This window comes from Janthinobacterium sp. 67 (assembly GCF_002797895.1).
In the GTDB taxonomy this organism is placed as follows: Bacteria; Pseudomonadota; Gammaproteobacteria; order Burkholderiales; family Burkholderiaceae_D; genus Janthinobacterium.
The window spans coordinates 644,292-666,132 of sequence record NZ_PGES01000001.1 but is presented as its reverse complement, the minus strand read 5'-3'; the positions used below and the strand labels follow the sequence as shown (position 1 = coordinate 666,132).

Below are 21,841 nucleotides of genomic sequence, written 5' to 3'. Positions count from 1 at the left end.
CTGCGCCCGCCTGTTAGTCCCCTGCCCTGCCTTGCCTGTCGCTTGCCCCGCAAGGAAAAAAACTTGAAAAATCAGGCGCCAAGATAAAGCATTGCAGACCTATAAAATTCGGTACAGCGCCACCGGCCCGTCCTGATACACCAGCGCAAACGACTGGTCGAAGCCCGCCTGAGTGGTAATACCCGGCCAGCGCGTGGCATGCACCAGCATGCTATCGTTGCCGCGTTCGCGCAAGGCTGCCGCCAAGGCCGCCGGCGTCAGCGTGGCGAAATCGCGGTAACGGCCCGGTCCGAAATGGTCGCCCGACGTCTGCAACGGCGCGTAGTACAGCGCATCTTCCAGGCCAAACTGGTAGGTTTGCCGCATCGGATGCTGGCGCAAATACGCCAGCACAGGGTAGCCGGTGATCTTGCGTTCCAGGATCGCTTCGCGCGCCGCCATGGTCGGTGCGATCAGGGCCCAGTTGCCCGCCCATTTGTTGGCGACATTCGGCAGCAACGCCAGCAGCGTCAACACCGCCAGGGTCGCAGCCGCGCGACGCTGAATATTAGCGATGCGCACAGGCGCCGGCGATCTTGCCAACCCGCCGATCTTTTCAAGTCCGGCCATGAACAGCCAGCGCCACACAGCCGCCGCAAGCAATGCAAGGATGGGAAAATACGGCATCAGATAACGCGCATAGTGCGATGTCAGATACCAGACCACCATCGCATACGCGCTCAGCATCATTGCCGCGCGCGCCACAGGCAATTGTCGCAGGCCGGGAACCAAGGGTGCTAGCAAGGCTGGCCAGAGCACGAAGTGCGGCCAGTCCGCATGCATTTTGAGGTCGATGAATTGTCCGGCATAATCCCCCGGATTCCAGTCCGTGAAGCCGAACAGTTTGCCGCCGACAGGCGCAAACGGATCGCCCGTCATCAGATAATTGCGAACGTACCAGTAAATGCAGGGTAGCAGCAGGCTGAAGCTGACCACAAGCCAGGCACCGGGTTTGCGGGTTCGCAGCAACAAGGCCACGGCCAGCGGCAGCAGCACCGTCAGCGACTGGTATTTGGCGCCCACTGCAACGCCGAACAGAAATGCCGCGCTGGCCAGCCAGCCAAGTTGCCGCGGCTGTTCCATCCAGCGCACAAAACCCAGGCAGCCGGCAAACATGAAGGCTGTCACGCCGAGGTCGATCATCGCGCTGTCATAGTCCCAGCGCGTCAACACCAGGAAAATGATGGTTGCCAGGCAAGCCAGTCCGGCACCGCCATGACGCTTGCCGGTCTGATACACCAGGAAAGTGGCCAGCCAGCCCATCAGCGCGTTGAGCATGTGTGGCATCACATCGTCCTGCATCAGCATGCCGCCGGCAAACAGCACATCGATATTGTAGGGAAACCATGGATAGCGCAGCCACGCGTTGACCGTGAGTTTGCCGTGGAGTACCCACTGCTGGGCATGCGGCAAGTGATACATCACTTCGTCCCACGCCAGTGGCGGGCACAGGGGGGCGATCAGCGTGGGTAACAGCAGCAATGCGATGATCAGTCCGGCGCCACGCAAGGGCCAGCTGGCGGCGCGCCAGCGCTTGCCCCACGACGGCCAGGCCAATGGGCCTAGCGCGCGTAGCTGCACGGCCCCCATCAGCGCGCCAGCCACTACGATGCCGAGCACTGGCGCGTGACGGAATTGACCTGCAATTGCCAGCCATTGCAGGAAGCAAATCGACATGCCGATGCCGACCATGGCGCTGTACGCGTGCAGGAAGGGGCCATCGGAAACGGTTGATTCGGATGCCGGTATCGACGGCAATGGCGGTCGCGTGAAACGCCGCAGCAGGAAATGGCCATAACCCCAGCTTGAGAACAGGAAGGCCAGCAGCGTCAGGTAATGCAGGGCGGCATAGCCGAATTTGTCCATCATGAATTTGCCACAACAAGATGGGGCATCGTATGCTCACCAGTACACTAAAATTATCAACTATAATTATTGATGATGCGTATCATCGCGTCAAGCGCGGTGCATGATGCCCCCTTCACACTGGCAGGCCTTCCTCGGTACGCTTTCGCCCCATGACTATCCCCCCACAGGAACAACTTAATGATCCAACAGCAGCAAATTGCAGTCCTCATTCCCTGTTACAACGAAGAAGTCGCCATCGGCGCCGTAGTCCGTGATTTCGTGGAGGCCCTCCCTGGCGCCACCGTGTATGTGTTCGACAATAACTCCAGCGACCGCACCAGTGAAATTGCCAGGGAAAATGGCGCGGTGGTGTATAACGTGCCGCTGCAAGGCAAGGGCAACGTGGTGCGGCGCATGTTTGCCGACATCGAAGCAGATGCCTACGTGCTGGTCGACGGCGACGACACCTACGCGGCCGCGAGCGCACCGGCAATGCTGCACAGCCTGTTCGCCAATCAACTCGACATGGTGGTGGCGCGTCGCATCACCGAAGAAGTCGCGGCGTACCGGGCCGGACACCGGCTCGGCAACTGGCTGCTGACCGAGTGCGTGGCGCGCCTGTTTGGTCGTTCCTTCAGCGACATCCTGTCCGGCTACCGCGTGTTTTCACGACGCTACGTGAAGTCCTTCCCCGCCCTCGCCAACGGTTTTGAAATCGAGACCGAACTGACGGTGCACGCGCTTGAACTGCGCATGTCGGTAGATGAAATTGCATCTGCGTACAAATCGCGTCCCGTTGGCTCGCATAGCAAATTAAACACCTATCGCGACGGCGTGCGCATCCTGCTGATGATAGTCAAGCTGTTCCGGCTGGAGCGTCCACTCGCATTCTTTGGCGCCATCGCCGCGCTGTTGGCAGTATTGGCGGCCTTGCTGGCCATACCCTTGTTCATCACCTACGCGGAAACGGGCCTGGTGCCGCGCTTCCCGACCGCCGTGCTGGTAACGGGCATGGGCATCACGGCAGCGCTGTCGGCTGCCTGTGGACTCATACTCGACACCGTCACTCGTGGCCGCCAGGAAATCAAACGTCTGATCTACCTGCAAATCGCCCCGCCACAACGCCCGAGATGAGCCAATTTGTCCGCTTTTGCCTGGTCGGTGCGTTGGGCTTCCTCATCGATGCGGGCGTGCTGCAAGTATTGCTGCGGACGGTAGCCACGAACCCGTACAAGGCGCGCATTTTCTCGTTCCTGGCGGCAGCCAGTTTCACCTGGTTTTGCAACCGGCACTACACCTTCCGCACCGCCAACCGGGCCAGCCGCGCCGAATGGCTGCGTTACATTGGCCTGATGGCGCTGGGCGCCCTGGTCAACTACGCGGTATATGCCCTGTTCATCCTCACCATGGCGTACGCACGGGCGCAGCCATGGACCGCGGTGGCGACGGGTTCCGTGGCCGCCCTGGGAGTTAATTTCACGCTGTCTCGTTTGCTGTACCGGCCAAAATCGTCCGGCAACTGATACAGACGGGACGAGACTGCCCGAAACTACCCGATGCCACTTTGCCGCAGGACATGGCGGACAAAAACCCTTAAAAGTCAGTGGCTTGGCTGTTTCATTGACCCGGCGTTACCTTACGCTGCCGGGTTGAAAATTATTCCCACTCGATGGTCGCCGGCGGCTTGCCCGAGATATCGTAGACGACGCGGTTGATGCCGCGCACTTCGTTGATGATGCGGTTCGAGACCTTGCCCAGCAGGCTGTGCGGCAGGTGTGCCCAGTGGGCTGTCATGAAGTCTTGCGTCTGCACGGCGCGCAGGGCCACCACGTATTCGTAGGTGCGGCCATCGCCCATCACGCCCACCGATTTGACGGGCAGGAACACGGCGAAAGCCTGGCTCGTCGCTTCGTACCAGTTGGTCGGAACGCTATCCTGGTCGAAGCCAGGCACTACGACCGGCTCATACGGCGTGTTGCGCAGTTCTTCGATGAAGATGGCATCGGCGCGGCGCAGCAGGTCGGCGTAGTCTTTCTTGACTTCGCCGAGGATGCGCACGCCCAAGCCCGGGCCCGGGAACGGGTGGCGGTAGACCATGTCATGCGGCAAGCCCAGGGCGACGCCCAGTTTGCGCACTTCGTCCTTGAACAGTTCGCGCAAGGGTTCGAGCAATTTCAGCTTCATGGTGTCCGGCAAGCCGCCCACGTTATGGTGGCTCTTGATGGTCTGGCCTTTCTTGCCCTTGCCCGCCGATTCGATGACGTCCGGGTAAATCGTGCCTTGCGCCAGCCATTTGGCGTTGACCAGCTTGCCCGATTCGACCTGGAACACTTCGACGAATTCGCGGCCGATGATCTTGCGCTTTTGCTCGGGATCGGTCACGCCGGCCAGGTGGCCCATGAACTGCTCTTCCGCATCGACGCGGATGACTTTCACGCCCAAGTTCTTGGCGAACATGTCCATCACCATCTTGCCTTCGTCCAGGCGCAGCAGGCCGTGGTCGACGAAAACGCAGGTCAGCTGGTCACCGATGGCGCGGTGAATCAGCGCTGCCGCGACGGACGAGTCGACGCCGCCGGACAGGCCCAGGATGACGTCGTCGGTACCGACTTGCGCGCGGATCTTTTCCACCGCTTCGCTGATGTAGTCGGGCATGTTCCAGTCCGATTTGCAGCCGCAGATTTCATGCACGAAACGGCCGAGCATGGCCTTGCCCTGCACCGTGTGCGTCACTTCCGGGTGGAATTGCACGCCGTAGAACTGGCGTTCTTCGTCGGCCATGGCGGCGATCGGGCAGCTCGGGGTGTTGCCCATCAACTTGAAGCCTGGCGGCATTTCCAGCACCTTGTCGCCATGACTCATCCACACTTTCAGCATGCCGTGGCCTTCGTCGGTGACGAAGTCGGCGATACCGTTGAGCAACTTGGTGTGGTTGCGGGCGCGCACTTCGGCGTAGCCGAATTCGCGCACCAGGCCGTTTTCCACTTTGCCGCCCAGCTGGGCCGCCATGGTTTGCATGCCGTAGCAGATGCCCAGCACGGGCACGCCCAGCTCGAACACGGCTTGCGGCGCGCGCGGCGAGTCGCCGTCCAGGGTGGAATTGTGGCTGCCCGACAGGATCACGCCGGCGGCGCCATAGTTGCGCACGAATTCGTCGCTGACGTCATACGGGTAGACTTCGGAAAACACGCCGGAATCGCGCACGCGGCGGGCGATCAACTGGGTGACTTGGGAACCGAAATCGAGAATGAGGATTTTAGAATGCATGGTCGGAGCTTTATTCAAGGTCAATTGCAAAACCGGCGCACTGGGCGCCGGTCTGGACTTTCGTTACCGCTTACTCGGAGCGATAATTTGGCGCTTCTTTCGTGATCTGCACATCATGGACATGCGACTCGCGCATGCCGGCCGAAGTGATTTCCACGAATTCCGCTTTTTCGCGCAGTTCGTCGATGGTGGCGCAACCGCAGTAACCCATCGATTGACGCACGCCGCCCACCAGCTGGAAGATGATCGCCAGCACGCTGCCCTTGTAGGCCACGCGGCCTTCGATACCTTCCGGCACGAACTTGTCGGCCTTCATGGTGGCGTCCTGGAAATAACGGTCAGCCGAACCATCGGACATGGCGCCCAGCGAACCCATGCCGCGGTACGATTTGTAGCTGCGGCCCTGGTACAGGATCACTTCGCCCGGTGCTTCTTCCGTACCGGCAAACATGGAACCCATCATGACGGTCGAGGCGCCAGCGGCCAGCGCTTTCGAGATATCGCCCGAGAAGCGGATACCGCCGTCGGCGATACATGGCACGCCCGTGCCTTCCAGTGCTTCGGCAACATTCGAGATGGCCGTGATTTGCGGCACGCCCACACCGGCGACGATACGCGTGGTGCAGATCGAGCCAGGACCGATGCCGACCTTGACCGCATCGGCGCCGTATTCGACCAGCGCCTTGGCGGCGGCGGCGGTAGCGATGTTGCCACCGATCACTTCGACTTGCGGGTACTTGGTCTTGATCCACTTCACGCGGTCCAGGATGCCTTGCGAGTGACCGTGGGCCGTGTCGACCACCAGCACGTCGACGCCGGCAGCGACCAGCAGGTCGATGCGCTCTTCATCCTTGGCGCCCACGCCGACGGCAGCGCCGACCAGCAGTTTGCCCTGGCTGTCTTTCGACGCGAACGGGTGCGATGTCGACTTCTGGATATCCTTGACGGTGATCAGGCCGCGCAGTTCGAACGCGTCGTTGACGACCAGCACGCGCTCGAGGCGGTGCTTGTTCATCAGGCGCTTGGCTTCGGCCGTATCGGCGTCTTCCTTGACGACCACCAGCTTTTCGCGCGGGGTCATCTTGGCGGAAGCTTCCGCGTCGAGTTCCTGCTCAAAGCGCAAATCGCGGTTGGTGATGATGCCGACGACTTCCTTGCCCTTGACGACAGGGAAACCGCTGATGCCGTATTGTTCCGTCAGGGCGATCACGTCGCGGATTTTCATTTCCGGCGGGATCGTGATCGGATCACGCAGCACACCTGCTTCGAAACGCTTTACGCGGGCCACTTCACGTGCCTGGTCCTTCGGATTCAAATTCTTGTGGATGATGCCGATGCCGCCTTCCTGTGCCATCGCGATCGCCAGACGGGCTTCCGTCACCGTATCCATGGCTGCGGACAGCAAGGGGATATTCAAGGTGATATTGCGGGTCAGGCGAGTTTTGAGGGACGTATCGGCGGGCAGAACGTTGGAGTAGGCTGGGACGAGCAGCACGTCATCGAATGTGAGTGCTTTTTGAAGTAGACGCATAGCATTTCCTATTGGCGCAAAAGCAGATTATACAGAAAAAAACGCCCTCCGTCCTTGCAGCATAGAAAAGATATTTGGAAATAGCAAAAAATGGCGCTCACCAGGCAGCGACCGCCCTGTCCGCTCAGCCCTTGGCAGGCTTGCTCCCGGCGCGGCGCCGGCGCGCCTCTTTCGGGTCCGCCTGCAAGGGCCGGTACACTTCCACCCGGTCATGCTCGCGCAGGATGGTATCCAATGGCTTCTTCTTGCCATAGATGCCGACCATATTGACGGCCAGGTCGATGCCGGGGATGGTCTGCAGCAAGCCGCTCTGCGCCACCGCCTGCTCGATGGTGGTGCCCACAGGCACCGTCAGGGCGCGCAGGAAGCTGCTATCGGGCAAGGCGTGGCAGACTTGCACGGTGATACCATGCGTGCTGACCTCAGCCATACACGGTCTCCGCGCGCTTGCAGAAGGAATCGACCATGCTGTTGGCGATCATGCCGAAGACGGGGCCGATGATCTGTTCCAACACGCGGCTGGAAAACTCGTAGTGCAGATCCAGTTCGATCTTGCAGGCATCTTCGCGCAGGGCCTTGAAGGTCCACACGCCATCGAGGGTCTTGAAAGGACCGTCCACCAGCTTCATCTTGATGGAAGTCGGCGGCACGTTCTCGTTGGACGTGGTGAAGCTTTGGCGCACGCCGTGGTAATGTATGCCCACGCTGGCAACGACCGTGTTCTCGCCCCGCTCGCGAATCTCGACCGCGCCGCACCAGGGCAGGAATTTGGGATAATCCTCCACCGCCGCCACCAGCGCGAACATTTGTTCGGCGCTATAGCCGAGAAAAACTGATTTATGTACTACTGCCATTGAAGAACCATTTGCTATGATGTTGGATACATTTGATTTTATCGCGCTTGCGCGAGACAGTAGTTTAACCGACCCGCGCACATTTACCATCTCATGACCATAGCAGACAACAGAAAAGCCTTCCACGACTACTTTATCGAGGATCGCTACGAAGCGGGCATCGTGCTGGAAGGCTGGGAAGTCAAAGCCATCCGCGACGCCCGCGTACAAATCAAGGAAGCCTACGTCGTCGTCCGCGGCGATGAACTCTTCCTGTTCGGCGCGCATATCAGCGCCCTGCCGACCGCTTCCACCCACATCCATCCGGAAGCCGTACGCACGCGCAAGCTGCTGCTGCACCGTACGGAAATGGATAAACTGATCGGCAAGGTGGAACGCTCCGGCTACACCCTGGTGCCGCTCAACCTGCACTACAAGGGCGGCCGCGTGAAATGCGAAATCGGCCTGGCCAAGGGCAAGAAGCAGCACGACAAGCGGGCGGCGGAACGCGACCGCGATGGCGCGCGCGAAGTGCAGGCGGCAATGAAGTCGCACCGCCGCTGATCCGGCAGCGCATGCAGCGCGCTGCGATCGCAACAACAAGCCCGGCCATATGCCGGGTTTTATTTTGCCGATTGCGCGTGGCACGCGAGAAATAACTGGGCGCGGCGGGAATAAAACAGGAAAAGGAAGAGATACGACGGAATAAGACTGGTATTAGCGAAAATACCGCGGAGATAATCGATGGGAATCAGCTTTGCCTGCCTGGCCAAAGACGATAAATCAGGAAAGTTCCGGATGCTTGCATACTGCCTTGTATCACACCTGCCCTACCGCACAGGACAAGCATCCGAATGAATGGCGTATTACATTACACCTTCAGCAGATCACGCGACTTGCCCGAATCGGTCCACTCTTTGACCCATTTCGGTTGACGGCCACGGCCAGTCCATTGCTGCGTCGCATCGTCCGGATTGCGATAGCGTACGGCAACGGTACCGGTTTTAGCGCGGATACCCGTACCAACCAGATCTTTGACGGAAACACCGACGCTCTGGGCGATCGCCAGGATTTGTTCGCGCGCTTTGGACAGATCGTCCTGTTCGCGTTTCTTCATTTGCTTCTTGATGTCGTCCTGCAAGGTGCGCAGTTCGGACAGGGATAAGCTGGACAGATCCATGATATTTCCTTGTGTGAGTTGAAAAATATAACTGAACAGTTAAATTCTATCCAATTGTAACGCGACTGAGGTAATTTTTTTGAAGATTTGATTGTTTTTTACAATTCTTTTACCAAAAATCCTACTTCCCCGGCTTTCAAGCGATGCAGTTCTTCAATCAAGGGGCGGACATCGCACATGGACCCATCCGTGCAAGCAGCTCTGCTTTGTGCGGCGGCGATTCAATACGACATCATCGGCCGCCTTTATTCCGCAGTACTTCATTGCAAATTATAGTAATTCTAAATTGCAATTCAAAATATACTCGGAGCCGATACTATCGACCATTGCGCACCGGCACCAAACTCGTCCCGACATCCATCGCGGACATCGGTGCAGCAGATTCTACTTCAATCAAAAAGATAAACGTCGCACGACAGCATATAATCCCGAAAGTGCGCACAGCATAGCATAGAGAAAAGATTTTCAACGCTATTGCTTCAAGCGCCGATACACGAACCCCGCTGCCAGCATATATTCCAATAGCGCAAATGAAAACTGCCCGCGATACGGCGGGCAGTTTTGACGACTAACTTGCTACGAGTTTGCTATTCACCAGACAATCAGGGAATCGCCACGCCGCTTTTCGGCTTCTGGGTTTTCACCACCTGCATCGCCGTGGCGATCAAACCGCTCATATCGCCCAGATTGGCCGGCACGATAATCGAGTTATTCGTTTTCGCCAATTGCGCAAAGGCGCCCACATACTGCTCGGCCACTTTCAGGTTGACGGCATCTTCACCGCCGGGCTCGCGGATGGCCGCGCCCACCTGGCGCAACGCCTCGGCACTGGCCTGCGCCAGCGCGACGATGGCTGTGGCCTGCCCTTCTGCCCGGTTGATCGAGGCCTGCTTCTCGCCTTCGGAACGGGCGATGGCCGCTTCGCGCTCGCCGCTGGCGATATTGATCTGCTCCTGCTTGCGCCCTTCCGAAGCGGCAATCAGCGCACGCTTTTCACGCTCGGCCGTAATCTGCGCCTGCATCGCATGCAGGATTTCCTTGGGCGGCGTCAAATCCTTGATTTCATAACGCAATACCTTGACGCCCCAATTCGCCGCCGATTCATCGATGGCATTCACGATGGCCGTGTTGATATGGTCGCGTTCTTCAAATGTCTTGTCGAGTTCCATTTTGCCGATTACCGAGCGCAAGGTCGTTTGCGCCAGTTGCGTAATGGCGGCAATATAATTCGACGAGCCATAGGAAGCACGCATGGCGTCGGTAATCTGGAAATACAGAATGCCATCGACCTGTAATTGCGTGTTATCACGCGTAATGCACACCTGCGGCGGCACGTCGAGCGGAATTTCCTTTAACACATGCTTGTAGGCGATGCGGTCGACAAACGGCACGACGATATTCAGTCCAGGCCCCAATACGGCATGGAATTTTCCCAGACGCTCGACCACCCAGGCATGCTGTTGCGGCACCACATTGACGGTCTTGAAGACAAATACCAATGCCAGCAATAACAAGATCAGCGACACGCTTCCAATGTTTACTTCCATAATCTACTCTCCAGGTTATCCAACAATCAAACGGCTGCCGCGCACGGCACGTATGGTGTAATGACCGGCCTGCGCGTCGCTGCCGGGTATCAATTCCACATCCCACAAGGCGCCGCGATACATGACGCGCGCCACGCCATCAACCCAATGCGCCACGGCCACGCTTTGGCCGATATCGAGATTCACATTCGGATCCTGCGCCGCATCGCGCCGCGCCGCCTTGCCAAAACGGCTGCGCCGCAATAACAGGGTGGCCGCCACGCCGACAATGGCCGCCGTCACGGCCTGCCAGCTGCCATTTCCACCCGCCAGCGCCACCAATCCCCCGGCACTGACGCCGATGGCGATCATCAGCAGATAAAACGTGCCCGTGAACAATTCCAGGATCAATACCACGCCAGCCGCCACAAACCAGCCTACCCATTCAGCCATGATGCCTCCGTCCTATTGAATCCGAAAATAAAAAACCCCGCAGCCTATATAAGCGACGGGGTTTAATGCGCTGTACTGCCTGATATTATTCTTGCCAACACCTATATACAAGCAGTCTAACGCAATTCCGGGTGGCGTCAATAGCCAAGGGCGAATTAGCGCCGCCGGAAAGGCATTTACTCTTCCAGCAGGCTGCGCAGCATCCACGCCGTCTTCTCATGCAAATCCAGGCGCTGCGTAATCAGGTCGGCCGTCGGCTGGTCATTGGCTTTTTCCAGCAGCGGGAACAGGCGGCGCGCCGTACGCGCGGTCGCTTCCTGCGCCGACACCAGGTGGCTGACCATTTCCAGCGCCGGCGGCACGCCGTCGATTTCCTTGATCGAGGCCAGCTTGACGAATTCCTTGTAGGTGCCCGGCGCCGGGTAGCCGAGGGCGCGGATGCGCTCGGCAATCAGGTCCAGCGCGGCCCACTGCTCCGTGTATTGCGTCATGAACATCAGGTGCAGGGTGTTGAACATCGGTCCCTTGACGTTCCAGTGAAAATTATGGGTCATCAGGTACAAGGTGTAGCTGTCGGCCAGCAGGCCGGACAGGCCTTCCGCAATCTTCGCGCGGTCCGCTTCGGAAATGCCGATGTCGATCTTTGCCACTTTGCTCGGTTTCTTGCTTGCCATGTGAACTCCTGTTTCAATGTATTGGTGGAATCATTTTAGCTGATCTGGCGCAAGCCCATCGGATACTGGCGTGCGCCGCGTGACAGGCATAAAAAAACCCGCTGCCGGGTCAGCGGCAGCGGGTTTTAAAGGGGCGGAAGGACGCTTACGCTTTCAGCGCAGCGAGCTTTTGCCACGTGTCGATTACCGAGTCGGGATTGAGCGACATCGATTCGATGCCCTGCTCCATCAGCCAGACGGCGAAGTCAGGATGGTCCGAAGGCCCCTGACCGCAAATGCCGATGTACTTGCCGCGTGCCAGGCAAGCCTTGATGGCCAGGGCCAGCAGGGCTTTCACGGCAGGATCGCGCTCGTCGAAGTCGGCCGCCAGCAATTCCATGCCGGAATCGCGGTCCAGGCCCAGGGTCAGCTGGGTCAGGTCGTTCGAACCGATCGAGAAGCCGTCGAAATGGTCGAGGAACTGGTCGGCCAGGATGGCGTTCGACGGCACTTCGCACATCATGATGACGCGCAGGTCATTCTCGCCGCGCTTCAGGCCATTTTTTGCCAGCAAGTCGATGACTTTCTCGGCCTGGCCCAGGGTACGTACGAATGGCACCATGATTTCCACGTTCGTCAGGCCCATGTCATTGCGCACGCGCTTCATCGCTTCGCATTCCATGTTGAACGCTTCGGAGAAGTCGGCCGACAGGTAGCGCGCCGCGCCGCGGAAGCCCAGCATCGGGTTTTCCTCGTCCGGCTCGTAGCGCGAACCGCCGATCAGCTTCTTGTACTCGTTCGACTTGAAGTCGGACAGGCGCACGATGACTTTTTTCGGCCAGAACGCGGCGGCGATGGTGGCGATGCCCTCGGCCAGCTTGTCGATGTAGAACGCCTTCGGCGAAGCGTGGCCGCGCGCCACCGATTCCACGGCCTTTTTCAGGTCGGCATCGATGTTCGGGTATTCCAGGATCGCGCGCGGATGCACACCAATATTGTTATTGATGATGAATTCCAGGCGCGCCAGGCCCACGCCCGCATTCGGCACGGACTGGAAGTCGAACGCCAGCTGCGGATTGCCCACGTTGAGCATGATCTTGGTGTCGAGCTTCGGCAATTCGCCGCGCGACACTTCCGACACTTCCGTTTCCAGCAAGCCGTCGTAGATCTTGCCTTCGTCGCCTTCGGAGCAGACCACGGTGACGAACGTGCCATCTTTCAGCACGTCGGTCGCGTCGCCGCAGCCGACGACGGCCGGCACACCGAGTTCACGGGCAATAATTGCTGCGTGACAAGTACGTCCGCCGCGGTTGGTGACAATGGCCGAAGCGCGCTTCATGACCGGTTCCCAGTTCGGGTCCGTCATGTCGGCAACAAGCACGTCGCCTGGCTGCACGCGCTCCATGTCGGCCGGGTCGTGGATCACGCGCACGGGGCCGGCGCCGATCTTCTGGCCGATGGCGCGGCCGGACGTCAGCACGGTGCCCGTGCTTTTCAGCTTGAAGCGTTCCTGCACGTCGGTCGCCTTTTGCTGCGACTTGACGGTCTCGGGACGCGCTTGCAGGATGTACAGCTTGCCGTCGCGGCCATCCTTGCCCCACTCGATGTCCATCGGACGGCCGTAGTGGTTCTCGATGATGACGGCGTATTTGGCCAGTTCCACCACTTCGCTGTCGTTCAGCGAATAGCGGTTGCGCATTTCGACGGGCACGTCGACGGTTTTCACGGAACGGCCAGCTTTCGCTTCGTTCGTAAATTCCATCTTCAGCAGCTTCGAGCCGATATTGCGGCGGATCACGGGCGACTTGCCTTTTTCCAGCATCGGCTTGTGCACATAGAATTCGTCGGGATTGACGGCGCCCTGCACCACGGTTTCGCCGAGGCCATAGCTGGACGTGACGAAGACGACGTCCTTGAAGCCCGATTCCGTGTCGATGGTGAACATCACGCCGGCCGCGCCCAGGTCGGAACGCACCATGCGCTGCACGCCGGCCGACAAGGCCACTTCAGCGTGCGTAAAGCCTTTATGTACGCGATACGAGATGGCGCGGTCGTTATACAGCGAGGCGAACACCTGTTTCATGGCCTCGAGCACGTTGTCGATGCCGACCACGTTCAGGAAGGTTTCTTGCTGACCAGCAAAAGACGCGTCGGGCAAGTCTTCCGCCGTGGCGGAGGAACGCACGGCAAACGACATTTCCGTGTCGGAATCGGCCACCAGCTTGGCGTAGAACTGGTCGATTTCGGCGGCCAGGCGTGGCTGGAATGGCGTTTCCACGATCCATTGACGGATCTCGGCACCGGCTTGCGCCAGCGAGCGCACGTCATCGATGTTCAGCCCTTCGAGGCGCTGGGCGATGCGTTCGGCCAGCGGCAAGCCGCCGTTGGCGCTATACGACAGGAAATCGCGGAATGCCTGCGCCGTGGTGGCAAAGCCACCGGGCACGCGCACGCCGGCTTCCGCCAGCTGGCTGATCATTTCGCCCAGGGAGGCGTTCTTGCCGCCGACGGATTCGACATCCGTCATGCGCAAATGCTCAAACGAGGCAACATACACCGCGTCCTTGTCCTGCTGTTGCGATACTGCGTTGGTCATAATGACACCCTTACTGATGATAGAAATCTTTACGCGCGGCGCACAGACAGTCTTCTTGTTATTCTTGGCGTCGTGCAGCACAATCATACCGTTACAGCCATTTTACCTTGTGCGGCGCAAATTGACGACGCACAATCTTGATCCGAAAACCCATGACACAAGATCCACGCCCTCCTCTGCCCTCCGCGGCCCGCACCGTCTTCTTCGTTTCCGACGGCACCGGCATCACCGCCGAGACGTTCGGCCACTCGGTGCTCACGCAATTCGATCTGCGCTTCCGCCAGATCCGCCTGCCCTTCATCGACACCATGGACAAGGCCCATGAGGCGGCGCGCAAGATCAACGAAGCCTTCGCCAGCGACGGCCAGCGTCCGATCATTTTCTCCACCCTGGTGAAGAACGACCTGTCGGCCGTGATCCGCAAGTCCAGCGGCATGCACATGGACCTGATACAGACCTTTGTCGCCCCGCTGGAGCAGGAACTGGGCGTGATGTCCACCCATACCATCGGGCGCTCGCACAACATCGTCGACAGCGAGGAATACAAGAACCGCATCGAGGCGATCAACTATTCGCTGGCGCACGACGATGGCCAGTCGCACAAGAACCTCTCTTCGGCCGATGTCATTCTGGTGGGTGTTTCACGCTCTGGCAAGACCCCGACCAGTCTGTATCTGGCCATGCAATACGGGATCAAGGCGGCCAATTATCCGCTGATTCCCGACGATTTCGAGCGTGACAAGCTGCCATCGGCCCTGCTGGAATTTAAGAATAAAATTTTCGGATTGAGCATTACGCCCGAACGTTTGTCGGAAATACGCAACGAAAGACGCGCCGGAAGCAAGTATGCGGCCATCGAAAATTGCCGTTACGAGGTCAACGAGGCGGAAAAGATGATGAAACGCGAAGGTATCCGCTGGCTGTCGTCGACCACCAAGTCGATCGAGGAGATCTCCACGACCATCCTCCAGGAAATCAAACCGAACCGCCGCGAGTATTGAGAAAAGCGCCTGGCCAGACCTGCTGCGCGTGGTCTAGTCAGGTGTTCGCCAGGCTGGAGTTCACTTCGCTGGAGAGCACCGTCAGCGCGGCCACCAGCTGATCGAGTTCACCGGTGGTGGTCGTGGCGGCCACCGTGGCGCGCACGACATCGGTATCGCCGATATTGCGCTGCACGGTAAATACGCCAAAGCGCTGCAGCAAGGCTTGCTGCAGTTCGCGCGCGCTCATGCCATCGACGGCAAAGGCGACCAGCGCCGTGCCGCGCCTGGCATCGAGCGGAGACAACATGCGCACGCCGGGCAGTTGCGCGGCGCGGCTGACCCAATAGTCGCGCAGCCAGGCCAGGCGTTCATTCTTGGCCGGCGTGCCGCCCAGGCGCGCATGGAAGTCCAGCGCGGCCGGTGCGGCCAGGATGGCGCCGATCGGCGGCATGCCCATGTGCAGGCGGCTGCGGATATCGTCCAGCGGATAGTCATCGTCGCCATAGTGCGGCTCGATCTTGTGCAGCTGCGACGCGCGGATATACACGACACCGAGTCCCGCCGGCGCCCCCAGCCATTTATGCAGGTTGAAACCGGCGAAATCGATGCCCATGGCCTGCACGTCCACGTCGACCTGTCCCAGCGCATGGGCGCTGTCGAGCAGCACGTCGATGCCGTGTTCGCGCGCCAGCGCCATGATCTCATTGAGCGGCAGTTGCTGGCCGTTGGCCGGCGTCACCTGCGACAGCAGCAGCAACTTGGGCTTGACTGCCTGGCGCATGGCTTGCGCGTAGCTGGCGATGATCTCGTCGTCGCCGATGGGCAAGCTCAATTGAACTTGCGTGCTGGTGACGCCGCGGCGCTGCGCCAGCCAGCGCATGGCCGTGCGCATGGCAGGAAAGTCGAGATTACTCCACAGCACCGTATCGCCGGGCGCCAGGCCGTGGTACTGCGTGATCAGCACCTGCATGGACTCGGTGCCGCTGCGGGTCAACAGGATTTCGTGCGGCTGCGCACCGATCAGCGCGGCGACGCGCTGGCGCAGAATGTCCACGTGCGTGCGCGTGAATTCGCCGCGCACGAAGGGACTTAATTGCTCGTTGGTGTAGCGCACGGCCTGTTCGAACGCCGCGTGCACCGGGCTGGCCATGGCGCCGAAATAGCCATGTTCGAGATTGACGATGGCGTCAGGCGGCGCGGGATAAAACGCGGCGACCTGGCGCCACCAGGCCTCGTCACGTACGGCACCATCGGCAAGCGGAGGAAAAGACATGGTTACCCCGTTCAGGACTGGCCCTGGCGCAGCTGCTCGAAGAAGCAGACGGCGGCGCAGGCGGCCACGTTCAGCGATTCGATCTGGCCCAGGTGGGGAATGACCACCTGGTGCGTGGCCATCGACAATAAATCGTCGGCCACGCCCTGCCCTTCATGGCCGAACAGCCAGGCGACGGGCTGGCGCAGGTCGACGTCGTACAACCGCTTCGTGGCGTAGCCGCTGGTGGCCAGGGTCGCCACCTTGGCCTCCGAGACCAACGCCGCCAGGTCGACGTTTTCAAAGATATCGAGCACGAAGTGCGCGCCCATCGCCGCGCGCAGCACCTTCGGCGACCAGCAGAAGGCCGTGCCGGCGCTGCAGTAGACCTGCGTGATGCCGGCGGCGGCCGCGCTGCGCAAAATCGACCCCACGTTGCCCGGGTCTTGCAGGTTATCGAGCAGCACGGCCGACACGCTCAGCGGCTGCGTGACGGCCCGTTCCGGCGTCTCGATGAGGAACATTACGCCCACGCCGTGTTCGACCTGGCTCACCGCGTGGTACAGCGCGTCGGGCAAGCCCAGTACGTGCGCGCGCTGGCTTTCCAGCTGGCCGACGATGTCCGCCACTTCCGGGTTCTGCAAGGCGCTTTCGCTGACGATGCACTGTTCCGGCATGCCCCGCAGCTGCAGGTACGACTGGCACAGATGCACGCCGTCGAGCAAGGTGCGGCCCGACTTGCGGCGCGCCTGCGAACTGCCCGCCAGTTTCAGCAAATCCTTGTATTGCGCATTGTCGCGCGAAGTGATCGTCTTCATGCCGCCACCTCCTGTCCGCCAAACAGGGCGATCACGTTGCGCACGGGCGCGAACGAGCGCCGGTGCACGGGCGAGGCGCCGTGCAGGTGCAATCGCTCGAGGTGCAGCTTGGTGCCATAGCCCTTGTGCTGGTCGAAGCAGTATTCGGGATAGGCCGCATGCAGGTGCACGAGGGCCGCGTCGCGCGCCGTCTTGGCCAGGATCGAGGCGGCGGAAATCGAATCGACCTTGTCGTCGCCACCGACGATGGCCATGCCGCGTATCGGCATCACAGGACAGCGGTTGCCGTCGATCAGGGCCAGGGTCGGCACGGTCGCCAAAGCCTCGACGGCGCGGCGCATGGCCAGCATCGACGCCTGCAGGATGTTCAGGCGGTCGATCTCTTCTTCCGACGCTTCGGCGATGGCCCAGGCCAGGGCCTTGGCCTTGATCTGCGGCGCCAGCAAATCGCGTTTCGCTTCGCTGAGTTTTTTCGAATCGCGCAAGCCGTCGATCGGCTGGTTCGGGTCGAGGATCACGGCGGCGGCGAACACGGGGCCGGCCAGCGGACCGCGGCCTGCCTCGTCGACGCCGCAGATGATTTCATCGAGCGAGAATGGCAAGTCGTCAAACAGGCCGGGATAGATATTTTTCACGTTGAATCTTTGGTAGGAACTGCGATTGAAACGGTGCTTACTTGCGGTTGGCGGCGATGACCTGCATGACGGCATTCGCGCTTTCCTGCGCGCTGTCGCGCAGCAGGCTGTGATGCATGTCCGTGAAGCGCTGCACCAGGCGCAAACGGCCCGGCACGTCGCTCAGCTGCTGCCACATCGCTTCGGCCAGCGCTTCCGGGCTGGCCGCGTTCTGCAGCAGTTCGGGCACCAGGTAGTCGCGCGCCAGGATATTGGGCAGGCCGATCCACGGCTGGTAGCCCATGTGGCGCATGATTTCCCACGATGCGCGCATCATCTTGTAGGCGATGACCATCGGCTTCTTGTACAGCGCCACTTCCAGCGACGCCGTGCCTGACGCCACCAGCACCGCATCGGCGGCGCAGATGGCCGTGTGCGAGCCGCCGTCCGTGAGCAGTATCTCGACGTCCTTCAGGCCCGCTTCCGCGATCAATTGCAGGAAGTACTGGCGCTGTTTTTCGCCGGCCATGGGCGCGACGAAACGCAGCGAGCGGTCGCGCGCCAGCAGCAGCTTGCAGGCGCCGACAAAGGCCGCCGTATTGTATTTGAGTTCGCCCATGCGGCTGCCCGGCATCAGGGTCACCACATTGGCATCCTCGGGCAAGCCCAGGGTGCGGCGCGCGGCCGCTTCGTCGGGCTGCAGGGGGATCATTTCGGCCAGCGGATGGCCGACATAGGTGACGGGCACGCCCGCCTTGCGGTAGATTTCTTCCTCGAACGGGAAGATCACCAGCATGTGCGAGACGGCCTTGATGATTTTCTTGATGCGCCCGCCGCGCCAGGCCCATATCTGCGGCCCGATGTAGTGCACGGTGGGGATGCCGCCTTCCTTGAGCTGCTGTTCCAGTCCCAGGTTAAAACCCGGATAGTCGGCGCCGATGAAGACGGCGGGACGCTCGGCCAGCAGCCGGTCGCGCAGCGCGTTCTGGATGCCCTTGATCTCGCGGTAGCGGGGAATGATCTCGAACAGGCCGCGCACGGTCAGCTTCTCGAGCGGCCAGTCGGACACAAACCCGTGTTTTGCCATGTGCTCGCCGCCGATGCCATGGAAGCGCGCGCCGGGCAGCTGCGGCACGAGGCCGGACAGCAGCCGGCTGGCCAGCAAGTCGCCCGACACCTCGCCGGCGACGATGGCGACCGACAGGTCGCTGGAATGGTCAGCGGACGATGCCACGCGAGGCCACGCCAAGGAATTCACGCATGGCGCGAATGTGTTGCGCCACCTCGGGCGACGATGCCGCTTCTTCTTCAAACAGGGCTGCCTTGGATTCTTCTAGGGTCAGTCCCGAGCGGTAGATGAGTTTATACGCGGTACGGATGCCGTTGATCTGCTCGCGCGTAAAGCCGCGGCGTTTCAAGCCTTCGATATTGACGCCATGCGCCTGCGCCGGATTGCCGTTCAGGAGCACGAAAGGCGGCACGTCCTGCGTCAGGCTGGTGCTCATGCCGACAAAGGCGTGTGCGCCGATCTTGCAGAACTGGTGCACGTTGGCGAAGCCGCTCATGATGACCCAGTCGCCGATCTCCACGTGGCCCGCCATCTGGGCATTGTTCGAAAAGATGGTGTTGTTGCCCACCAGGCAGTCGTGCGCCAGGTGCACGTACGCCGAGATCCAGTTGTCATTGCCCAGGCGCGTGACGCCGCCGCCCTGCACGGTGCCCGTGTTGAAGGTGCAAAATTCGCGGATCGTGTTGCGGTCGCCGATTTCCAGGCGCGTCGCCTCGCCCGCCCATTTTTTATCCTGCGGCTGTGCGCCGATGGAAGAAAACTGGAACAGGTGGTTGTCGCTGCCGATCGTCGTGTGGCCGTCGATGACCACGTGCGGGCCAACCTTGGTGCCGGCGCCGATGCGCACGTGCGGACCGATGATGGTGTACGGACCCACCTCGACCGAGCTGTCGAGCTCGGCCTTCGGATCGATGACTGCCGTGGAGTGGATGGCCGCCATGTTACTGCCCCGCTGGATGGCTCGCAGATTGGCTCGCATCCTGGGCGCTGCGGATGGTGCACATCAGTTCCGCTTCCACCGCCAGCTTGCCGTCGACCGTACCGACGGCCTTGTATTTCCAGATGCCACGCGATACGCGCAGGATTTCCACGTCCATCTTCAGCTGGTCGCCCGGCTCGACTGGACGCTTGAAGCGTGCATTGTCGATGCCGACAAAGTACACGACCGAATTTTCATCCGGTTTCACGCCCATCGACAGGAACGACAACAAGGCCGCCGTCTGCGCCAGCGCTTCGATCATCAGCACGCCGGGCATGACCGGCTTGTGCGGGAAATGGCCCTGGAAGAACTCTTCGTTGACCGTCACGTTCTTGATGGCGGTGATGGTTTTATCGGCTTCCCAGTCCAGCACGCGGTCGACCAGCAGCAGCGGGTAGCGATGCGGCAGCAGCGATTTGATGGCGAGGATGTCGAGGGTCTTTTTTTCAGTAGTCATTTTTCGTCTTGCGTGGTCAGTGTTTTAATTGTTTTTTCAAGCGCGCGGATCTTCTCGCGCATGCTTGACAGGTTGCGCACGATGGCGGCGCTCTTTTCCCAGTCGGCGTTCTTGGCCAGCGGATAAAAACCCGTGTACTGGCCCGGCTCCGCGATCGAACGCGAGACCATGCTGCCCGAGCCCACATGGACGCGGTCGGCGATGGTCAGATGGCCCAGCACCATGGCGGCGCCGCCAAAGGTGCAGTACTTGCCGATGATGGCGCTGCCGGCCACGCCGACGCAGCCGGCCATGGCCGTGTGCGCGCCGATGTGGCAGTTGTGGCCGATCTGGATCTGGTTATCGAGCTTGACGCCATCTTCGATGATGGTGTCGGCCAGCGCGCCGCGGTCGATGGTGGTGTTGGCGCCGATGTCGACATCGTCACCGATCACCACCCTGCCCGTCTGCGGAATCTTGATATATACGCCGCCTTCGTTGGCGAAGCCGAATCCGTCGGTGCCGATCACGGCGCCCGAATGGATGATGCCGCGCTGGCCGATCACGCAGCGCGCGTGGAAGGTCACGTTGGCGAACAGTTGGGTGCCGGCGCCGATGACGGCATCGCGGCCAATCACGCAACCAGGCCCGATGACGCAGCCGGCACCAATCACGGCGCCCGCTTCGATCACGGCGCGCGGCCCGACCGAGGCAGTGGCGTCGACCTGCGCGCCATCATCGACGATGGCGCTGGCGTGGATACCCACGGGCGCCTTGATCTCGGCCAGGGCGGCGAAATACTGCGCCGCGCGCGCGAAATACACATAGGGATTCGGGGTGACGATGCGCGCGCCTGCGTAGTCGCCGCCGATCAACGCGTCGTCGGCCGGCGTGAGTATCAGCGCGGCGGCGCCGCTCTGGGCCGCCTGTGCGCGGAATTTGCTATTGCTGAGAAAGCTGATGTGCGAAGCGCCGGCGTCGGCCAGCGGCGCGATCCCTGAAACTTCCAGGTTCGGATCGCCCGCCAACTGTCCGCCGAAGCGTTCGACCAATTCACCTAGTCGAGTGCCCATCGATATACCCTTATAAAAACGCCTGACTATGCCTACTGCGCGGCGCGATTTGCGGTATCCGATGCTCACTGCCTCGGGCGGCCCCGTACATTCGCACAGATCCGCTTCTCAACCACAACTCACATCCGCTCGCTACGGCACTGTCAGGCTTAAAACCGTTGCTGTTACTTGTCCAGCGCCTTCAAGACCTTGTCGGTAATGTCGATGCGCGGGCTGGCCCACAGGGCTTCCTGCAGCACGATGTCATATCCCTCGATATGCGCCATCTGCTGGATGATGGTGTTGGCTTTTTCCGCGATGGCGCTGCGCTCTTCGTTCGTGCGCTGGCTCAGGTCTTCACGGAATTCGCGCTGGCGGCGTTGCAGTTCCTTGTCCAGCTCGAAAAACTCGCGCTGGCGCTTGGCGCGCTCCGCCTCGCTCAGGGTCGGCATGTCCTTTTCCAGCGCTTCGTTGGCCACCTTGAAGCGGGCAGCCAGTTCCTGCACGGCTTTTTCCCGCGAGCGGAACTCTTCGGCCAGCTTGGCGCTGGCCAGCTTGGCCAGCCTCGATTCGTTATAAATACGTTCGCTGCTGATCCAGGCGATCTTCGACTCCTGAGCCTGCGCCTGCACCGGCAACAGCGAACTCCAGCACAATGCGATCACGGCAAGGGTCTTGGGCAGGGTAGCGGATGCGGTGTTCATGATACTCC

The 21,841-nt window shown here is 60.6% G+C and carries 22 protein-coding genes; 4 read left to right on the top strand and 18 right to left on the bottom strand.

Features of this window, described 5'->3' with window-relative positions:
• Positions 1 to 99: 99 nt before the first annotated feature.
• Complete coding sequence (locus CLU90_RS03005) at positions 100 to 1,905, bottom strand: ArnT family glycosyltransferase (RefSeq protein WP_157808717.1); 1,806 nt, start codon at positions 1,903 to 1,905, stop codon at positions 100 to 102.
• Positions 1,906 to 2,085: 180 nt separating this feature from the next.
• On the opposite strand from CLU90_RS03005, the gene CLU90_RS03000 reads away from it, so the two are divergent.
• Positions 2,086 to 3,021, top strand: a complete 936-nt coding sequence (locus CLU90_RS03000; protein WP_092719318.1) for a glycosyltransferase family 2 protein — start codon at positions 2,086 to 2,088, stop codon at positions 3,019 to 3,021.
• Positions 3,018 to 3,410 (top strand): GtrA family protein, encoded by a 393-nt coding sequence (locus tag CLU90_RS02995; RefSeq protein WP_100427133.1) that lies wholly within the window; start codon positions 3,018 to 3,020, stop codon positions 3,408 to 3,410. The genes CLU90_RS03000 and CLU90_RS02995 overlap by 4 nt, the downstream gene beginning before the upstream one ends.
• A gap of 133 nt (positions 3,411 to 3,543) precedes the next feature.
• Here the strand turns inward: CLU90_RS02995 and guaA are convergent, their stop codons facing one another.
• The 4 genes from guaA to CLU90_RS02975 form a co-directional block, all read right to left on the bottom strand.
• Positions 3,544 to 5,154 (bottom strand): glutamine-hydrolyzing GMP synthase, encoded by a 1,611-nt coding sequence (guaA, locus tag CLU90_RS02990; protein ID WP_092715535.1) that lies wholly within the window; start codon positions 5,152 to 5,154, stop codon positions 3,544 to 3,546.
• A 70-nt stretch (positions 5,155 to 5,224) separates the two neighbouring features.
• Positions 5,225 to 6,685, bottom strand: a complete 1,461-nt coding sequence (gene guaB, locus CLU90_RS02985) for an IMP dehydrogenase (protein WP_092715538.1) — start codon at positions 6,683 to 6,685, stop codon at positions 5,225 to 5,227.
• 124 nt (positions 6,686 to 6,809) lie between these two features.
• Positions 6,810 to 7,115, bottom strand: coding sequence for an RnfH family protein (locus tag CLU90_RS02980; protein WP_092715540.1), 306 nt, complete (start codon positions 7,113 to 7,115; stop codon positions 6,810 to 6,812).
• On the bottom strand, positions 7,108 to 7,539 hold the full coding sequence (locus CLU90_RS02975; RefSeq protein ID WP_035818194.1) for a type II toxin-antitoxin system RatA family toxin: 432 nt from the start codon (positions 7,537 to 7,539) through the stop codon (positions 7,108 to 7,110). The genes CLU90_RS02980 and CLU90_RS02975 overlap by 8 nt, the downstream gene beginning before the upstream one ends.
• Before the next feature lie 93 nt (positions 7,540 to 7,632).
• Here CLU90_RS02975 and smpB point away from each other — a divergent pair, with 93 nt between their 5' ends.
• Positions 7,633 to 8,082, top strand: a complete 450-nt coding sequence (smpB, locus tag CLU90_RS02970; protein ID WP_034752217.1) for an SsrA-binding protein SmpB — start codon at positions 7,633 to 7,635, stop codon at positions 8,080 to 8,082.
• Positions 8,083 to 8,389: 307 nt separating this feature from the next.
• Here smpB and CLU90_RS02965 read toward each other — a convergent pair whose 3' ends face one another.
• From CLU90_RS02965 to ppsA, 5 genes are all read right to left on the bottom strand, one after another.
• A complete protein-coding gene (locus CLU90_RS02965; RefSeq protein WP_010397665.1) occupies positions 8,390 to 8,698 on the bottom strand; it encodes an H-NS histone family protein in 309 nt (102 codons plus the stop codon).
• A gap of 602 nt (positions 8,699 to 9,300) precedes the next feature.
• A complete protein-coding gene (locus CLU90_RS02960; protein WP_092715542.1) occupies positions 9,301 to 10,245 on the bottom strand; it encodes an SPFH domain-containing protein in 945 nt (314 codons plus the stop codon).
• Between the two features lie 15 nt (positions 10,246 to 10,260).
• On the bottom strand, positions 10,261 to 10,677 hold the full coding sequence (locus CLU90_RS02955; RefSeq protein WP_092715544.1) for an NfeD family protein: 417 nt from the start codon (positions 10,675 to 10,677) through the stop codon (positions 10,261 to 10,263).
• 176 nt (positions 10,678 to 10,853) lie between these two features.
• Complete coding sequence (locus CLU90_RS02950; RefSeq protein ID WP_046684974.1) at positions 10,854 to 11,351, bottom strand: Dps family protein; 498 nt, start codon at positions 11,349 to 11,351, stop codon at positions 10,854 to 10,856.
• A 145-nt stretch (positions 11,352 to 11,496) separates the two neighbouring features.
• A complete protein-coding gene (ppsA, locus tag CLU90_RS02945; RefSeq protein ID WP_092715773.1) occupies positions 11,497 to 13,926 on the bottom strand; it encodes a phosphoenolpyruvate synthase in 2,430 nt (809 codons plus the stop codon).
• 152 nt (positions 13,927 to 14,078) lie between these two features.
• Here ppsA and ppsR point away from each other — a divergent pair, with 152 nt between their 5' ends.
• Complete coding sequence (gene ppsR, locus CLU90_RS02940) at positions 14,079 to 14,927, top strand: posphoenolpyruvate synthetase regulatory kinase/phosphorylase PpsR (RefSeq protein WP_092715546.1); 849 nt, start codon at positions 14,079 to 14,081, stop codon at positions 14,925 to 14,927.
• 37 nt (positions 14,928 to 14,964) lie between these two features.
• Here ppsR and CLU90_RS02935 read toward each other — a convergent pair whose 3' ends face one another.
• The 8 genes from CLU90_RS02935 to CLU90_RS02900 form a co-directional block, all read right to left on the bottom strand.
• Positions 14,965 to 16,182: an aminotransferase class V-fold PLP-dependent enzyme gene (locus CLU90_RS02935; RefSeq protein ID WP_092715548.1), complete on the bottom strand. Its 1,218-nt coding sequence runs from the start codon at positions 16,180 to 16,182 to the stop codon at positions 14,965 to 14,967.
• A gap of 11 nt (positions 16,183 to 16,193) precedes the next feature.
• Complete coding sequence (locus CLU90_RS02930) at positions 16,194 to 16,979, bottom strand: TrmH family RNA methyltransferase (RefSeq protein ID WP_092715551.1); 786 nt, start codon at positions 16,977 to 16,979, stop codon at positions 16,194 to 16,196.
• Positions 16,976 to 17,614: a ribonuclease HII gene (gene rnhB, locus CLU90_RS02925; RefSeq protein ID WP_070304017.1), complete on the bottom strand. Its 639-nt coding sequence runs from the start codon at positions 17,612 to 17,614 to the stop codon at positions 16,976 to 16,978. The genes CLU90_RS02930 and rnhB overlap by 4 nt, the downstream gene beginning before the upstream one ends.
• Before the next feature lie 37 nt (positions 17,615 to 17,651).
• Positions 17,652 to 18,827 carry a lipid-A-disaccharide synthase gene (lpxB, locus tag CLU90_RS02920; RefSeq protein WP_092715553.1) on the bottom strand — a complete coding sequence of 392 codons (1,176 nt, stop codon included), beginning with the start codon at positions 18,825 to 18,827 and terminating at the stop codon, positions 17,652 to 17,654.
• A complete protein-coding gene (gene lpxA / locus CLU90_RS02915) occupies positions 18,811 to 19,602 on the bottom strand; it encodes an acyl-ACP--UDP-N-acetylglucosamine O-acyltransferase (protein ID WP_092715555.1) in 792 nt (263 codons plus the stop codon). The genes lpxB and lpxA overlap by 17 nt, the downstream gene beginning before the upstream one ends.
• A gap of 1 nt (position 19,603) precedes the next feature.
• Entirely contained in the window at positions 19,604 to 20,098 is a 495-nt protein-coding gene (gene fabZ, locus CLU90_RS02910) for a 3-hydroxyacyl-ACP dehydratase FabZ (RefSeq protein WP_092715557.1), read from the bottom strand.
• Positions 20,095 to 21,150 (bottom strand): UDP-3-O-(3-hydroxymyristoyl)glucosamine N-acyltransferase, encoded by a 1,056-nt coding sequence (gene lpxD, locus CLU90_RS02905; protein WP_092715559.1) that lies wholly within the window; start codon positions 21,148 to 21,150, stop codon positions 20,095 to 20,097. The genes fabZ and lpxD overlap by 4 nt, the downstream gene beginning before the upstream one ends.
• Positions 21,151 to 21,314: 164 nt before the next feature.
• Entirely contained in the window at positions 21,315 to 21,833 is a 519-nt protein-coding gene (locus CLU90_RS02900) for an OmpH family outer membrane protein (RefSeq protein ID WP_046684967.1), read from the bottom strand.
• Between the last annotated feature and the right edge of the window lie 8 nt (positions 21,834 to 21,841).

Excerpts from the sequence above, each read along its gene's own strand:
- CLU90_RS03005 (WP_157808717.1), bottom strand. The coding sequence starts at position 1,905 with ATGGACAAATTCGGCTATGCCGCCCTGCATTACCTGACGCTGCTGGCC.
- CLU90_RS03000 (WP_092719318.1), top strand. The coding sequence starts at position 2,086 with ATGATCCAACAGCAGCAAATTGCAGTCCTCATTCCCTGTTACAACGAA.
- CLU90_RS02995 (WP_100427133.1), top strand. The coding sequence starts at position 3,018 with ATGAGCCAATTTGTCCGCTTTTGCCTGGTCGGTGCGTTGGGCTTCCTC.
- guaA (WP_092715535.1), bottom strand. The coding sequence starts at position 5,154 with ATGCATTCTAAAATCCTCATTCTCGATTTCGGTTCCCAAGTCACCCAG.
- guaB (WP_092715538.1), bottom strand. The coding sequence starts at position 6,685 with ATGCGTCTACTTCAAAAAGCACTCACATTCGATGACGTGCTGCTCGTC.
- CLU90_RS02980 (WP_092715540.1), bottom strand. The coding sequence starts at position 7,115 with ATGGCTGAGGTCAGCACGCATGGTATCACCGTGCAAGTCTGCCACGCC.
- CLU90_RS02975 (WP_035818194.1), bottom strand. The coding sequence starts at position 7,539 with ATGGCAGTAGTACATAAATCAGTTTTTCTCGGCTATAGCGCCGAACAA.
- smpB (WP_034752217.1), top strand. The coding sequence starts at position 7,633 with ATGACCATAGCAGACAACAGAAAAGCCTTCCACGACTACTTTATCGAG.
- CLU90_RS02965 (WP_010397665.1), bottom strand. The coding sequence starts at position 8,698 with ATGGATCTGTCCAGCTTATCCCTGTCCGAACTGCGCACCTTGCAGGAC.
- CLU90_RS02960 (WP_092715542.1), bottom strand. The coding sequence starts at position 10,245 with ATGGAAGTAAACATTGGAAGCGTGTCGCTGATCTTGTTATTGCTGGCA.
- CLU90_RS02955 (WP_092715544.1), bottom strand. The coding sequence starts at position 10,677 with ATGGCTGAATGGGTAGGCTGGTTTGTGGCGGCTGGCGTGGTATTGATC.
- CLU90_RS02950 (WP_046684974.1), bottom strand. The coding sequence starts at position 11,351 with ATGGCAAGCAAGAAACCGAGCAAAGTGGCAAAGATCGACATCGGCATT.
- ppsA (WP_092715773.1), bottom strand. The coding sequence starts at position 13,926 with ATGACCAACGCAGTATCGCAACAGCAGGACAAGGACGCGGTGTATGTT.
- ppsR (WP_092715546.1), top strand. The coding sequence starts at position 14,079 with ATGACACAAGATCCACGCCCTCCTCTGCCCTCCGCGGCCCGCACCGTC.
- CLU90_RS02935 (WP_092715548.1), bottom strand. The coding sequence starts at position 16,182 with ATGTCTTTTCCTCCGCTTGCCGATGGTGCCGTACGTGACGAGGCCTGG.
- CLU90_RS02930 (WP_092715551.1), bottom strand. The coding sequence starts at position 16,979 with ATGAAGACGATCACTTCGCGCGACAATGCGCAATACAAGGATTTGCTG.
- lpxA (WP_092715555.1), bottom strand. The coding sequence starts at position 19,602 with ATGGCGGCCATCCACTCCACGGCAGTCATCGATCCGAAGGCCGAGCTC.
- fabZ (WP_092715557.1), bottom strand. The coding sequence starts at position 20,098 with ATGACTACTGAAAAAAAGACCCTCGACATCCTCGCCATCAAATCGCTG.
- lpxD (WP_092715559.1), bottom strand. The coding sequence starts at position 21,150 with ATGGGCACTCGACTAGGTGAATTGGTCGAACGCTTCGGCGGACAGTTG.
- CLU90_RS02900 (WP_046684967.1), bottom strand. The coding sequence starts at position 21,833 with ATGAACACCGCATCCGCTACCCTGCCCAAGACCCTTGCCGTGATCGCA.